This is a genomic window from Curtobacterium sp. SP.BCp, assembly GCF_051903255.1.
In the GTDB taxonomy this organism is placed as follows: Bacteria; Actinomycetota; Actinomycetes; order Actinomycetales; family Microbacteriaceae; genus Curtobacterium.
The window spans coordinates 2,991,881-3,005,904 of the sequence record NZ_CP194338.1; the positions used below are offsets into that span (position 1 = coordinate 2,991,881).

At 72.9% G+C, this 14,024-nt stretch carries 12 protein-coding genes; 9 read left to right on the plus strand and 3 right to left on the minus strand.

Translation table 11 applies throughout. The features are described from left to right. Positions 1 to 25: 25 nt before the first annotated feature. Both ACRQ4C_RS14210 and ACRQ4C_RS14215 read left to right on the plus strand, forming a co-directional pair. Entirely contained in the window at positions 26 to 574 is a 549-nt protein-coding gene (locus ACRQ4C_RS14210; protein WP_439689114.1) for a dihydrofolate reductase family protein, read from the plus strand. A gap of 117 nt (positions 575 to 691) precedes the next feature. Continuing rightward, positions 692 to 1,990 carry an NAD(P)/FAD-dependent oxidoreductase gene (locus tag ACRQ4C_RS14215; RefSeq protein WP_290134020.1) on the plus strand — a complete coding sequence of 433 codons (1,299 nt, stop codon included), beginning with the start codon at positions 692 to 694 and terminating at the stop codon, positions 1,988 to 1,990. A 284-nt stretch (positions 1,991 to 2,274) separates the two neighbouring features. Here ACRQ4C_RS14215 and ACRQ4C_RS14220 read toward each other — a convergent pair whose 3' ends face one another. Beyond that, positions 2,275 to 3,180 (minus strand): SDR family oxidoreductase, encoded by a 906-nt coding sequence (locus tag ACRQ4C_RS14220; protein WP_439689115.1) that lies wholly within the window; start codon positions 3,178 to 3,180, stop codon positions 2,275 to 2,277. Between the two features lie 95 nt (positions 3,181 to 3,275). Between ACRQ4C_RS14220 and ACRQ4C_RS14225 the strand changes: the two genes are divergently transcribed. From ACRQ4C_RS14225 to ACRQ4C_RS14240, 4 genes are all read left to right on the plus strand, one after another. Next, positions 3,276 to 3,848, plus strand: a complete 573-nt coding sequence (locus tag ACRQ4C_RS14225; protein WP_439689116.1) for a TetR/AcrR family transcriptional regulator — start codon at positions 3,276 to 3,278, stop codon at positions 3,846 to 3,848. Between the two features lie 92 nt (positions 3,849 to 3,940). Beyond that, positions 3,941 to 5,173 carry an acyltransferase family protein gene (locus tag ACRQ4C_RS14230; protein ID WP_439689117.1) on the plus strand — a complete coding sequence of 411 codons (1,233 nt, stop codon included), beginning with the start codon at positions 3,941 to 3,943 and terminating at the stop codon, positions 5,171 to 5,173. Between the two features lie 238 nt (positions 5,174 to 5,411). Beyond that, on the plus strand, positions 5,412 to 6,770 hold the full coding sequence (locus ACRQ4C_RS14235; RefSeq protein ID WP_439689118.1) for an MFS transporter: 1,359 nt from the start codon (positions 5,412 to 5,414) through the stop codon (positions 6,768 to 6,770). A gap of 58 nt (positions 6,771 to 6,828) precedes the next feature. Further along, the gene (locus ACRQ4C_RS14240) at positions 6,829 to 8,013 is read left to right on the plus strand and encodes an FAD-dependent oxidoreductase (RefSeq protein WP_439689119.1); all 1,185 of its coding nucleotides are present in this window, start codon (positions 6,829 to 6,831) and stop codon (positions 8,011 to 8,013) included. Between the two features lie 141 nt (positions 8,014 to 8,154). On the opposite strand, the gene ACRQ4C_RS14245 is transcribed toward ACRQ4C_RS14240, so the two are convergent. Both ACRQ4C_RS14245 and ACRQ4C_RS14250 read right to left on the minus strand, forming a co-directional pair. Continuing rightward, on the minus strand, positions 8,155 to 9,027 hold the full coding sequence (locus ACRQ4C_RS14245; RefSeq protein WP_439689120.1) for a UbiA family prenyltransferase: 873 nt from the start codon (positions 9,025 to 9,027) through the stop codon (positions 8,155 to 8,157). After that, entirely contained in the window at positions 9,024 to 9,950 is a 927-nt protein-coding gene (locus ACRQ4C_RS14250) for a DMT family transporter (RefSeq protein ID WP_439689121.1), read from the minus strand. The genes ACRQ4C_RS14245 and ACRQ4C_RS14250 overlap by 4 nt, the downstream gene beginning before the upstream one ends. Before the next feature lie 70 nt (positions 9,951 to 10,020). Here ACRQ4C_RS14250 and ACRQ4C_RS14255 point away from each other — a divergent pair, with 70 nt between their 5' ends. The 3 genes from ACRQ4C_RS14255 (at position 10,021) to ACRQ4C_RS14265 (ending at position 14,013) form a co-directional block, all read left to right on the plus strand. Beyond that, positions 10,021 to 10,872 (plus strand): LysR family transcriptional regulator, encoded by an 852-nt coding sequence (locus ACRQ4C_RS14255; protein ID WP_439689122.1) that lies wholly within the window; start codon positions 10,021 to 10,023, stop codon positions 10,870 to 10,872. 29 nt (positions 10,873 to 10,901) lie between these two features. Next, entirely contained in the window at positions 10,902 to 11,729 is an 828-nt protein-coding gene (locus tag ACRQ4C_RS14260) for a fructosamine kinase family protein (protein WP_439689123.1), read from the plus strand. An 82-nt stretch (positions 11,730 to 11,811) separates the two neighbouring features. After that, positions 11,812 to 14,013: an ArnT family glycosyltransferase gene (locus ACRQ4C_RS14265; protein ID WP_439689124.1), complete on the plus strand. Its 2,202-nt coding sequence runs from the start codon at positions 11,812 to 11,814 to the stop codon at positions 14,011 to 14,013. Positions 14,014 to 14,024 lie beyond the last annotated feature (11 nt).

The window sequence follows — 14,024 nt, forward strand, 5'->3', positions numbered from 1 at the left end:
CCAGGCACGCCGCTATCCTCCGAGCATGCGGAAGGTCACCTCGGGTCTCTTCACCTCGGTCGACGGCGTGGTCGACGAGCCCTACAAGTTCCAGCACGACAGCTTCGACGACGAGCTCGGCGCGGGCATGACGGCGTTCATGTCCCGCACCGACACGGTCCTCCTCGGCCGGAACAGCTACCTCGAGTGGGCGGAGTGGTGGCCGGCGCACGCCGACGACCCCTTCGGCCAGTGGATCAACCCGATGCCGAAGTACGTCGCGTCGACCACGCTCGGCGACGACCTCGCGTGGGAGAACAGCACGCGCATCACGGGCGACCTCGACGCCTTCGTCCGCGACCTCAAGCAGCAGGACGGCGGCGACATCGCGGTCACGGGCAGCATCTCGGTCGTCCGGCACCTGCTCTTCGCCGGGCTGCTCGACGAGCTCCAGCTCATGATCCACCCGGCGATCGCCGGTCCCGGCCGGCGGCTCTTCGAGCCCACGGACCCGCCCACGCGCCTGACGCTGCTCGACAGCACCGTGACGAGCAAGGGGAACGTGCTGAACACCTACACGCGGCGAGACGGCTGACGGAGCCGGGGCGGGCCTCCAGGTCGGGTCGGCGGTGAGCGCCCCGGTCATCGGTAGGCCCTGAGCGCGCGTACCCTCGGAGGCGACCATCCGCCGTCCGAGGAAACCAGGGAGCTCATGCCGCAGGACACCCGCCCACACGTCGTCATCGTCGGTGGAGGCTTCGCCGGCATCGCGGCCATGCGGGAGCTCGCGGACGCCGACGTCCGGGTCACGCTCGTCGACCGCCACGTCTACAACATGTTCCAGCCCCTCATGTACCAGGTGGCGACCGGAGGGCTGAACGCCGGTGACGTGACGTACTTCCTCCGCAGCCTCCGGGCGAAGCAGTCGAACGCCGAGTTCCGGCACGGCCTGCTCACCGGCATCGACCCGGTCGAGCGGATCGCCGAGATGTCCGACGGCGAGCACCTGCACTACGACTGGCTGATCCTCGCCAACGGCGTGAACACGAGCTACTTCGGCACACCCGGCGCGTACGAGTACGCCTACTCGATGTACTCCCGGTCCCAGGCGCTCCGCATCCGCGACGAGCTGTTCACCCGGCTCGAGGAAGCCGCCGCGAACCAGGGCCCGGACGAGATCAAGATCGTGATCGTCGGCGGTGGTGCGACCGGCGTCGAGATGGCCGGTGCGCTCGCCGAGCTCCGTGACCAGGCGCTCGTCGGCGCCTACCCCGAGATCGAGCGCGGCAACATCTCGATCACGCTCGTGCACCGCAGCGGCGAGCTCCTCAAGCCGTTCGCGCCGCGCCTGCGTCGGTACGCGGCGAAGATCCTCCGGAAGCGCGGGGTCGTGCTGCGGCTCAACACGGGCGTCGCCGAGGTCCGTCCGGACGGCGTCGTCACCGCCGAGGGCGAGTTCATCCCGGCCTCGCAGGTCATCTGGGCCACCGGCGTCGCGGCGCACAAGGAGGTCTCGGGCTGGGGCATGCCACAGACCCACGGCGGCCGGATCCAGGTGGACGACGACCTCCGCGTCAAGGGTGTCGACCGGGTCTTCTCCGCCGGTGACATCGCCGCCCAGGACGACGCGCTCGCCCAGCTCGCCCAGCCGGCGCTCCAGGGCGGCAAGCACGTCGCGAAGCAGATCAAGCGCCTGCTCGAGGGCAAGCCGACCGAGCACTTCAAGTACTTCGACAAGGGCACGATGGCCACGATCGGCACGAACGCTGCGGTCGCCCAGCTCCGCGGCGGGATCACGATGGTCGGCCCCGTGGCGTGGGCGGCGTGGGTCGCGGTGCACATCGCCTCGCTGCTCGGCAACGGCAACCGGCTGTCGACGCTGTCGCACTTCTTCGTGCGGTACCTGTGGTTCATGCGGAAGCGCGCGATCCCGATCGTCGGCGACGTCCGGCCCGTGCGGCCGAACGGCGACCGCGAGCCCGAGCCCTGGCAGATGCAGAAGGCCGAGTAGGCGCCGGGAGCGCGGGGGCTCCTGCGCTCATCGTCCGCGACGAAACACGCGTCGATCGACACGCGTTTCGTCGTTCGTTGCGACCGCATCGGATGCGCGTGCATGTTGCGACGACACACGCGTCGATCGACGCTCGCATTGTCGAACCCGCTCGGCACGCGGCAGGCGCGAGCGGCAGGAGCACGCACGGCGCGCCGTGGACGCGACCCGGCACCGGACGGGAGGCGCGGTGCGGGCCCGCACCGTGCCTCCCGTCCGGCGGGTGGTCCGCCGGGCGCGCGGCGCTACGCGCCCCGGACCGGGAAGTACGCCCCGCCCGCGATGTCGTCGAGCAGGCCGACGCCCGTCGGCTCCCACCCGAGCAGTTCGCGCGTCGCGTCCGAGGTCGCCGACATCTCCATCGCGAAGAAGCGGCCGATGAAGCCGAAGTGCTCCTCGGCGTCCGCCGGGTCGACCGACGTGACCGGCAGGCCGAGGCCCGCCCCGATCGCCTCGGCGATGTCCCGCGTCGGGATGCCGGACTCCGTGACGGCGTGCAGCCGCGTCCCCGCCGGGGCCTGCTCGAGTCCGAGCCGGACGAGCCGGGCCGCGTCCGTGACGTGCACGGCGGCCCACCGGTTCGTGCCGTCCCCGACGTAGCCGGACACCCCCGTGCGCTGGGCCGCAGCGACGATCGCCGCGATGAACCCGTGGTCGCCGGTGCCGTGCGTGGTCGGGCTGAAGCGGGCGGCGATCGCTCGGACGCCCTGGTCGACGAAGTCGAATCCCCGGTTCTCGCTCCCGCCGCGCATGCTGTCCGGGCCGACGAACGGGTTGTCGTCCGACTCGGTCGCCGGACGACCCTGTGCGAGGCCCGCGACCCCGGAGGCCACGACGAGCGGCCGGTCGGTGCCGACGAGCGCGGCGGCGAGGGTCTCGACGGCAGCACGCTCGGCGGCGTTCGTCGCGACCGGGTCCGCCCAGTCGTGCTTGTTGGCGAGGTGGAGGACCCCCTCGGCGTCGGCGGCGCCGCGGTGCAGGGCGTCGAGGTCGTCGAGGTCCCCGCGGAGCACCGCGGCACCCTTCCCCTCGAGCGCGGCGGCGGAGGCGTCCGAGCGGGCGAGTCCGGTGACGGTGTGTCCAGCGGCGAGCAGCTCGTCGACGGTGTGGGAGCCGATCCATCCGGAGGCCCCGGTGACGAACACGTGCATGTGCGTTTCCCTTCACGGTGTCCGTGGCGCTGATGTCACGAACTGACATCACGGTAGCACTCGATGTCAGTCGCTGTCATCAGTAGACTGCCGACATGGTCCGATGGCAACCCGGTACACGCGAGCGACTGCAGTCGACGGCGATGCAGCTCTTCGCCGAGCAGGGCTACGACGCCACGACCGTGGCCGAGATCGCCGGGGCGGCCGAGGTCACCGAGCGCACCTTCTTCCGGCACTTCGCCGACAAGCGCGAGGTGCTGTTCGCCGGGCAGGACGACTTCCTCGCGATGTTCGCGGACCCGATCGAGCAGTCCCCGGACGGCACCGCGCCGTTCGAGCTGGTCCGCCTCGCGATCACCGCCGCCGGTTCGTTCTTCGACCACGAGAAGCGGCCGTTCTCCCGCGCCCGCCAGGCGATCATCGAGGCGAACCCGGCCCTGCAGGAGCGGGAGCTCGCCAAGCTCGCGACCCTGAAGATCCACCTGGGTGCCCTCCTCCGCCACCGCGGCGTGGGTGAGCCCGCCGCGACGATCGCCGCCGAGACGGCCGTCACGGTCTTCCACCTCACGTTCCAGCAGTGGATCGCGCCGAGCGAGGAACGGTCGTTCGAGGACATCGCGGCCGAGCGGCTCGACGCCCTGACGGAGCTCGTGCACCCCGTTCGTTGAGACTCCTCTTACCTCGGGCGAGCATCCTGTAACGATCAGGTCACGGTCCGCTCGTCGGTCCGGGCAGCAGAACGATCTCGCAGGAGGCGACCGTGGCGACCACCACGATCTCGCCGGAGCGGACCCGCAGCACCTCCGCACCGGCCACGACCGACGGCAGCACGCACGCCGACGGCACCGCACGCAGGGACGGCAGCACGACTCCCCCGCCGCCGTCGACGTCCCGTGCGCCCGCGCTCGACGGGCTGCGCACGATCGCGATCCTCGCCGTGATCCTCTACCACCTCCACGTGTCGCACTTCGACGGCGGCTTCATCGGCGTCACGGTGTTCTTCGTGCTCTCCGGCTTCCTCATCACGACGCTGCTGCTCGGCGAGCGCCGGAAGACCGGCCGCATCCGCCTCGGCTCGTTCTGGGGCAAGCGCGTGCTGCGGCTCTACCCGGCACTCATCGCCTTCGTGGTCGTCGGACTCGCGCTCTGGAACTGGGTCGGTGACTACAAGGGCGCGACGTTCTCCGCCGGCGAGGCCGCGTTCATCGCCCTGAGCTACACGGGCAACCTCTTCCGCTCGTTCTGGGACACCACGCAGGGCGTGTTCGCCCACACGTGGAGCCTGTCGATGGAGGAGCAGTTCTACCTCGTCTGGCCGCCCGTGCTCGTGCTGCTCTTCGCGATCCGGTCGCGTCGCCGGTGGCTGATGGCCGGGCTCGGCGTGGTCATCGTCGGCGCCTCGATCGCGTCGTTCCTCAGTTACGAGAAGCCCAACGGCGGCGCGACCCCGGACGTGTACTTCTCGCCCGTGCTCGGCGTCGTCCCGCTCGCGACCGGGTGCCTGCTCGCGCTGCTGCTCGACGACGAGCGCGTCCGTCGCGTCGCCGCGGGCATCGCCGGCCACCTGGCGACGTGGGTCGGGCTGGCCGCTCTCGTCGGCGTCCTGCTCTGGATCGACGGGGACTGGACGCAGCACGCCTCGACGTTCGGGGTGGTCCTGCCCGTCACCGGCCTCGTGTCGGCGGTGCTCATCGGCGGACTCGTCTCCGTCCGCACCCCGGTGTCGGCGGTGTTCGCGTGGACGCCGATGTCCTGGTTCGGCCGTCGGGTGTCGTACTCGGCGTACCTCTGGCACCCGCTCGTGATCGCGCTCCTCGGGACGTTCGCGATCGGTGCGTGGGGCAAGGTGTGGCTGGTCGTTGCGGCGCTCCTCGTGGCGGTCGGCGCGGCCTACGCGGTCGAGGTGCCGGTCGAGAAGGCCCGCAAGCGCTTCCGCGAGGCGAAGCGTCTCGTCGCCGCGGATCGCGCCGCGCGCGAGCACGCCACCGCGTAGCGCCGGCAGCGGCTGTCGCACGCGACCAGACGACCGGCGGGAGGCCCGTGGCGGCGCCGCCACGGGCCTCCCGTCCGTGTGGTGGTCGCGACCAGACCCTGCAACGGCACGCGCGCGGTTCGTGGATCCGGTGGCCGAACCCAGCGCGCCGCACGGAGGACAACCTGGGACACCGGCGGCGGGGTCCGGCCTACGGTCCGGTGGGCGTCGCCACGGTGGCGGCGCTCGAGGAGCGACCATGACCCAGCGCGGCACGACCGCCACCCCTGCCGGACGGAACGGGTTCCTCCGGCGCATGACGTTCGCGTGCGCATGGGGTGAGGGCCTCGACGGCTTCGACCTCGGCGTCATCAGCGTCGCCCTGCCGTCCATCACGATCGCGCTCGGCCTCGACCCGGTGCTCGCCGGGCTCATCGGCGCGAGCTCGCTGATCGGCATCTTCATCGGAGCGCCACTCGCCGGGTGGCTCACGGACCGGTTCGGCCGCAAGCGGGTCTTCACGATCGACGTCCTGCTGTTCATCGTGCTCGGGCTGCTGCAGGCGTTCGTCGCGGACGGCTGGCAGCTCTTCGTCGTGCGCGTGCTGCTCGGCATGGCGATCGGTGCGGAGTACTCGATCGGTGCCGCGATGCTCGCCGAGTTCGCACCGTCGAAGGACCGGGGCCGACGGCTCTCCGGGCTGCTCGTCTGCTGGTACGGCGGGTACCTCGTCGCCGTCGTCACCGCCTACGCCCTGATCGACTGGGCCGGGCTGAGCTGGCGGTGGGTCCTCGTCACGAGCGCCCTCCCCGCGGTCGTCACGGCGCTGGCGCGGCTGGGCTTCCCCGAGTCACCGCGGTGGCTGCTCCAGCACGGACGGACGGAGGAGGCCCGGACGATCGTGACCGAGCGGCTCGGCGGCGACGCGTACTTCCGCGACGAGCAGTACGCGGCCGAGGAACAGCGCGAGGGCGGGTACCGGGTGCTGTTCGCGAAGGAGAACCGGCAGCGCCTCGCCTTCATCTCGCTGTTCTGGGCGTGCAACGTCGCACCGTACTTCGCGATCTTCACCTTCGCGCCGACCGTCCTGAAGTCGCTGCAGCTGCACGACGAGGCGACCGGGACGATCATCGTCAACGCCATGGCCGCGATCGGTGCGCTCGTCGGCATGCTCACGATCGAGCGGCTCGGTCGACGCCGGCAGCTCATCCCGCCGTTCTGGATCATGGCCGTCGCCCTCGCCGTCGTCGGGCTGTGGGGCTCGGCTCCGGGCATCGTCGTCGTCCTCTGCTTCGCGGTGTTCTCGTTCATGAACGCGGCGCAGGGCAACCTCACCGCGGTGTACCCGATCGAGGTGCTGCCGACGGAGGTCCGCTCGACCGGCGTCGGCTTCGCGGCCGCGTGCAGTCGGGTCGGTGCCGCCGCGGGGACCTTCCTGCTGCCGATCGGCATCGACTCCATCGGCATCGGTGCGTGCATGCTCATCGCCGCCGCGATCTGTGTCGTCGGGGCGCTCCTGTCCCAGGTGATGGCGCCGGAGACCACCGGCAAGGGTCTGCACGACACGAGCACCCAGCCCCTGCGTGAGCAGGCCCGGACGGCGACCGCCGCCCGGTGAGCCGGTCCGGGGTGCGCACCTGCACGGGGACGGCGGCCGTGGTCCGTAGGCTCCGAGCGTGACCACCGAGCGCGTCGACGTCCTCGTCGTCGGCGGCGGCCCCGTCGGCTGCTTCGCCGCGGCGCTCCTCGCCGAGCGCGGCATCGACGTCGCGGTGTGGGAACGACGTGCCGACCCGCCGAGCGGCTCCCGGGCCATCGGCATCCACCCGCCGTCGCTCGACGCCTTCGCAGCGATCGGTCTCGACCGGGCGGTCCTGTCGGAGGCCGTGCTCGTCCGCACCGGTGTCGCCCGGAGCCGGGGCCGCGAGCTCGGTGCGCTCTCCTTCGCGGGCGCCTCGGCCACGCACCCGTACGTCGCGACGCTCGACCAGCACCGGACGGAGACGCTCACACGCAGGCGGCTGCCAGCGGGAGCCCTCCGGACCGGCACGACACTGACCGGCCTGCACCAGGACCGGTCACGTGTCCTCGCCGAGGGGACCGGACCGGACGGCAGCCCACGGTCGGTCGAGGCGGCGTTCGTCGTCGGCGCCGACGGCGGCCACAGCACGGTGCGGGAACTGCTCGGCATCGCGACCCGTGGGCGGGACTACCGCCACCGCTACGTGATGGGCGACTTCGCCGACCCCGAGGACCCGTCGGCACGATCGACCGCGCTCGTCGACGTCGGGCCGGACGGGGTCGTCGAGTCGTTCCCGCTGCCGGGTGGTCGACGGCGGTACGTGGCGCTCGTGGGCACGACCGGCGAGGGCTCCGACCGCTCGGACTCCACCGGAACGGCGGCCGCCCGTCTCGCCGACGTCGTCGCCGAGCGCACCGGGTCGACCCCGGACCCGTCGACCTGCACGATGACGAGCGACTTCGGTGTCCGCCGGCGGGAGGCCACCCGGACCGGCGTCGGTCGGGTCGTGCTCGTGGGCGACGCGGCGCACGAGATCAGCCCGATCGGCGGCCAGGGCATGAACCTCGGCTGGCTCGACGTCGCGTCACTCGTGCCGATGCTGGCGACTGCGCTCCGGGCCGGTGCGGGCGCGACGGTGCCGACCACCGCGCGGACGGCGTGGGCGCGGCGTCGCCGAGCCGCTGCCCGGCGTGCGGCGCGGCAGGCCGAGGTCAACATGGCGCTCGGACTCCCCGCCGGGGTCGCCGGGTCCCGCGGCCGGGACGCGCTGTTGCGCACGGCGTTGGCGCTCCCCACGGCGTCGACGCTCGCCGGCCTCTACGCGATGCGCTGGGCCTGAGCGGGGCCCGCGCTCCGGCGGCACGCCGGCCGGTCAGGCGACCAGCCGCGCGCCGGCCGGTCAGGCGACCAGCCGAGCCCCGGCCGGTCAGGCGACGAGCCGTCCCCCGGCCGGTCAGGCGACCAGCCGCGCCCCGGCCGGTCAGGCGACGAGCCGAGCCCCGGCGACCGCGAGCTCGACGACGAGCACGAGCGACGACGCGATCACCAGCCGGAAGAGCGCGCGCGTCGGCCGACCGGCGAACACGAGCCGCACGCCGACCACCGCCAACACCACCACGACGACCGTCCCGACGACCGCCAGCACGGCAGCACCCCCGCCCGCGGCACCGGCCCCGCCGAGCCGCCCGCCGAGCTGCCCGCCGAGCACCAGCAGCGCCGCGACGACGAGCGCACCGAACGCCAGCACGCCCGCACCGCGCAGCCCGAGGCGGTGCGGGAAGCCCCGGACCCCGGTCGCCGCGTCGTCGAGCAGGTCCGGCAGGACGTTCGTGCAGTGGATCGCGACGCCGAACACCGCACCGGTCGCGATCGCCCACCACGCCGGCCAGGCACCGCCACCGCCGGCCGACACGGCGACGACGGGCAGCAGGCCGAACGCGACGACGAACGGCACGACGGACCAGACGGTGCGCTTGAGCCACGCGTCGTACGCCCAGCCCGCAGCGACGAGGACGACGTGGGCGACGGCCGCGACCGGGCCGAGCAGCACCGACAGCACGACGGCCACGCCGGCCGTGACGAACGCCGCCGTCCGGACGGTCCCGACGGCGATCAGGCCTCCGGCGACGGGCTTGTCCGTCCGCCCGACCGCACGGTCACGGTCGGCGTCGATCCAGTCGTTGGCGAGACCGATCGACAGCTGCCCGGCGACGACCGCGAGTGCGACGAGCACGACCAGCCACACCGGGTGCCCGACGGCCGCGGCGACGACCGTCGCGAGGACCGTCACGGTGACGGTCGGGCCGGGGTGCGACGACGCGAACAGCAGCCGCGCGGTCGAGGGGTGGCTCACCCGGCCGAGCGTACCGACGGTCGACTGCGCGTCGCGTCGGGGTGGTGGCGGCGCAGCACACCCGACGCGAGCGCGATCCCGAGCAGCACCACCAGTCCGCCCACGGGCTCGTTCCACCGCAGCGGCTCACCGAGCACGAGGACGCCGAGGGCGACCCCGACGACCGGCGTCAGGTACGTCACCGTGGACGCACGTCCCGCGCCCCACGCTCCGACCAGCCGCGTGTTCCAGGCGTAGGCCAGCCCCGTGCCGACCGCGCCGAGCGCGACCATCGCGGCCACGATCCTCCAGTCCAGCCGCACCGGACCGGTGGCGATGACGGGCGCGACCAGCAGCATGAGGACTGCCGCGAGCGTGAGCTGCACCGTGGCGACGGTCGTCGGGTCCTGCCCGCTGCCGACGCCGAACCGGCGCAGCCACGCGAGGCCGATGCCGTACGACGCGGTCATGCCGAGCAGCGCCACCTGACCGGGGACCGTGGCGAGCACCGCCGGGTCGCCGACGAGGTCCCGCGGTCCGACGAGGACGAGCACCCCGACGATCCCGAGCACGATGCCACCCAGCTGTCGGCGGCTGAGTCGCTCGGACGGCACGAGGACCGCGAGCGCGAGGAGCGTCATGATCGGCGTCGTCGCGTTGTAGATGCTCGCGAGGCCGGACGGCACCGTCTGCTCCGCCCAGGCCATGAGCGACGACGGCACCGCGTTGAGGAACACCGCCACGACGAGCAGGTGTCCCCACACCCGCGGCTCGCGGGGCCACTTCCGACGAGTCGCGAGCAGCACGACGACGAGGGTGACCGCGCCGAGGACGGTCCGCACGGTGGCGACCTGCTGCGGCGCGAGCCCCTCGAGTCCGATCTTCGCGAAGAAGAAGCTCGAACCCCAGGTGAGGGCGACGAGGACGTAGAGGAGGGCGTTCACGAGGGCTAGCATCGACCACCACCGCACATGTGTCGAACGCATGTGCCTCATGTCGCCATGAGGAGGACGCATGACCGTCTCGATCCCCCAGCTCCGCGCGTTCACCGCGACCGTGGACTCCGGATCGTTCACCGGGGCCGCCGCGGCCCTCGGCGTCGGACAGTCCGCCGTCTCCCACGCGGTCGCGGGGCTCGAGCGCGAGGTCGGCGGTGCCGTCGTGCACCGCGGAGGCGCCGTGACCGCCACCCCGCTCGGGGAACGCCTGCTCGCCCATGCCCGAAGCGCGGTCGCCTCGATCGACGCCCTGGAGGCAGTGGTCACCCCCGCCACGGCGCGCGGCACCGTGCGCCTCGCCGCCGTCCCCACGGTGTGCCAGGGGCTGCTCCCCCGCCTCCGCGAGCTGTGGGCGGTGACGCTGCCGGACGTCGACGTGCAGGTGTACGAGGGCGACGACGAGGAGATGCCGGAGTGGCTCGAGGGCGGCACCGTCGACGCCGCCGTGCTCGTCGACCCCGCGCCGGTACCGACCGGTGCCGTGGTCGTCGCGCGGGACGAGATGGCTGCCGTCGTCCGCCGGGACCACCCGCTCGCGAGCCAGACGGCGCTCACGCTCGACGACCTGCACGAGGACGGCCTCGTCGCGGGTGGCGGCGGGTGCGAGGTGCAGATCCAACGGCTGCACGAGCTCGACGGGCAGCCGTTCCGGTGGGCGCACCGGGTACGGGAGATGAACACGATGTTCGGGATGATCCAGCGTGGCGAGGGCGTCTCGATCGTGCCGACGCTCGGACGGAGCATGCTGCCGGACGACCTCCTGATGCTGCCGCTCGAGCGACGGCTCACCCGCACGCTCGTGCTGAGCGGACCGTCGTCCCGGCCGTGGCACCCGCTCGCACAGGCGCTCGTCGACGCGGTCCGGTGACCACCAGCGGCCACGAGCAGGATGGCGTGGTGACCGAGACGTACGTGAAGACCTTCACCGACCCCGACGAGGCGACCGCGGAGGCCGCCGGGCTGGAGTGGCTCGCCGAGGCCGAGGACGCCGGCGGCACGCGGATCGCCCGGGTCCTCGCGCACCCGGAACCGCGGGTCCTGCACCTCGAGCAGATCAGCGACGGGGCACCGACGACGGAGCAGGCCGGACGCTTCGGCCGGTCGCTCGCCCACACGCACGCCGCCGGTGCTCCGCACTGGGGCGCACCCTCGCCGGGGTTCCCGCAGCAGGGCTCGCTGCGGATGGGGCGGTCGCGGACGGCGTTCGTCTCCGCCGCGGACGCCCCGGACACCTGGGGCGAGTTCTTCGCCGAGTACCGGATCCGCGACTACGTGTCGCGCATCGTCGACCAGGGCGGGTTCGACGGCGCCGAGGCCGCGGTGTTCGAGCGGGTGGCCGAGCGCCTCGAGGACGGCGAGTTCGGCGCGCCGCAGCCGTCGCTCGTCGGGGACGGCCCCGCGCGACTGCACGGTGACCTCTGGGCGGGGAACGTGCTCTGGCCGACACCGGGGCAGCCGGTGGACGGCACGACGCCGACGGGCGCGGTGCTCATCGACGCGAACCCGCACGGAGGGCACGCCGAGACCGACCTGGCGCTCCTCGGGCTGTTCGGGCTGCCGCGGCTCGAGACCGTCCTCGCGGCCTACGACGAGGCGTCCCCGCTCGCCGACGGCTGGCAGGACCGCGTGGAGCTGCATCAGCTCGCGCCACTGTTGCTGCACGTCTTCCTGTTCGGCGGGTCGTACACGGGGGCAGCGCTCCGGGCAGCCCGGCGCTACGCCTGACGCGGACTCCTGCCGACAGGTCTTAGGGAGCGCCAAGGCAGTACATCGGCGCGTTCGGGGAACGCCCGGGAACCTCATCGTCATGACCACGTACCCGACCCCCGTGACCGACCGTCGCGAGCGCACCCACCCCGGGACCACCACCCGGGACCGCCGCCCGCCACTCGCTCGCCTGTTCCTCGGCGAGCGTGAGGACGCCCGCTGGCTCCGGCCGGCGTTCTGGGCGCTCCTCGCCCTGACCGCCGTCGTGTACCTGTGGGACCTCAGCATCTCCGGGTACGCCAACAGCTTCTACGCCGCCGCCGTCCAGGCCGGCACGAAGTCGTGGGAGGCGTTCTTCTTCGGCGCCCTCGACTCGTCGAACTTCATCACGGTCGACAAGCCGCCGGCATCGCTGTGGGTGATGGTGCTGTCCGCGCGGCTGTTCGGCTTCTCGTCGTTCAGCCTCCTCCTCCCCCAGGCCCTCATGGCCGTCGGGTCGGTCGCGCTCGTCTGGGGCACCGTCCGCCGCACCCTCGCACGTCTCGGGGCGACGACGGCGAACGTCGGGGCCCTGCTCGCCGGGTTCGTCGTCGCGGCCACCCCCGCAGCGGCGCTCATGTTCCGGTTCGACAACCCGGACGCGCTGCTCGTGCTGCTCATGACCGCCGGCGCCTACTGCACCGTGCGGGCACTCCCCCGGGGCAGCTGGCGGTGGATCGCCCTCGCCGGGGTGGCCCTCGGGTTCGCGTTCCTCACGAAGATGCTGCAGGGGCTCCTGGTGCTGCCGGCGTTCGGCCTCGTGTACCTGGTCGCCGCGCGGACCTCGTGGGGTCGTCGTGCGATCGGACTCGGCATCGCGGCGGTCTCGCTCGTGGTCTCGGCCGGTTGGTGGGTCGTCGCCGTGTGGCTCTGGCCCGCGGAGTCCCGCCCCTACATCGGCGGCTCGACGAACAACACCGTGCTCGACCTGGTCTTCGGCTACAACGGCCTCGGTCGCATCTTCGGCGGCTCGGGCAACGGCGGCGGCGGGATGGGCGGCGGGACCGCCGGGTCGTCGTTCGGTGGCTCGACCGGGCTCGACCGGCTGTTCTCGTCCGAGATGGGGCTCGAGATCTCGTGGCTCCTGCCCGCGGCGCTCCTCGCGCTGGTGCTCGGCCTCGTGGTCGTCGGTCGGCGGCACCTCGGTGACCCGGTCCGCGTCGGGCTCGTGCTCTGGGGCGGCTGGCTGCTCGTCACCGGCCTCGTCTTCTCGTACATGTCCGGAACGATCCACCCGTACTACACGGTCGCCCTGGCCCCGGCGATCGCCGGCCTCGTCGGCACCGGCGGCGCCCTCCTCTGGAGCGTGCGCGACCGCGTGATCGGTCGCCTCGGACTCGCGGGCATGGTCGGCATCACCGCGTACTGGGGCTTCTGCCTGCTGAACGAGGACCCGACCTGGCTGCCCTGGCTCCGGTGGGTCGTGCTCGTCGGCGGCCTCCTGTCGACCGCCGCGATCGTCATCGGCAGCGTGCCCCCGCTCCGCAAGCTCGTCACGGTCGGTGTCCTCGCCGGCACGCTCTTCGGGCTGACCGGGACCACGGCCTACGCCCTCGCCACGACGACCGTCGGGCACTCCGGTTCGATCCCGAGCGTCGGTCCGTCCGGCAGCGGCTCCGGCGGGATGGGCGGCGGCACCGGCGGTGGACAGCCGGGAGGCACGGGAGGCCCCGGCGGATCGGCCTCCGGTTCCGAGAGCGACAGCTCCGACAGCGGGGACGGCACCCAGCAGGGTCCCGGCGGCACGCCGCCGGACGGCACCTCGGGCGAGGTCCCGTCGATGCCGGACGGCACGTCCGGCAGCCAGGACGGCACCGGCACCCAGGAGGGAACCGGCACTCAGGAGGGATCTGGCGGCGCGACGTCCGACGGCGGGTCGGGGACGGGCCTCCAGGCCGGTGGCGGCGCGATGGGAGGCGGAGGCGCGTCGACCTCGTCGGCCCTCACGAAGCTCCTCGAGTCGACGGACACGACCTGGTCCGCCGCCGTCAACGGATCGCAGTCCGCCGCGCAGCTCGAACTCGACACCGACACCGCCGTCATGGCGATCGGTGGCTGGTCGAGCGACCCGGCGCCCACCCTCGCCGAGTTCAAGGCGTACGTCGCCGAGGGCAAGATCGGCTACTACATCTCGTCCGGCAGCGGCGGCGGGATGGGCGGCGGCTCGTCCACGGCCTCGGCCATCCAGGAGTGGGTCGCGGCGAACTACAGCAGCACCACGGTCGGTGGCTCCACGGTCTACGACCTGAGCGACCCGACGTGATGCGCGACGAG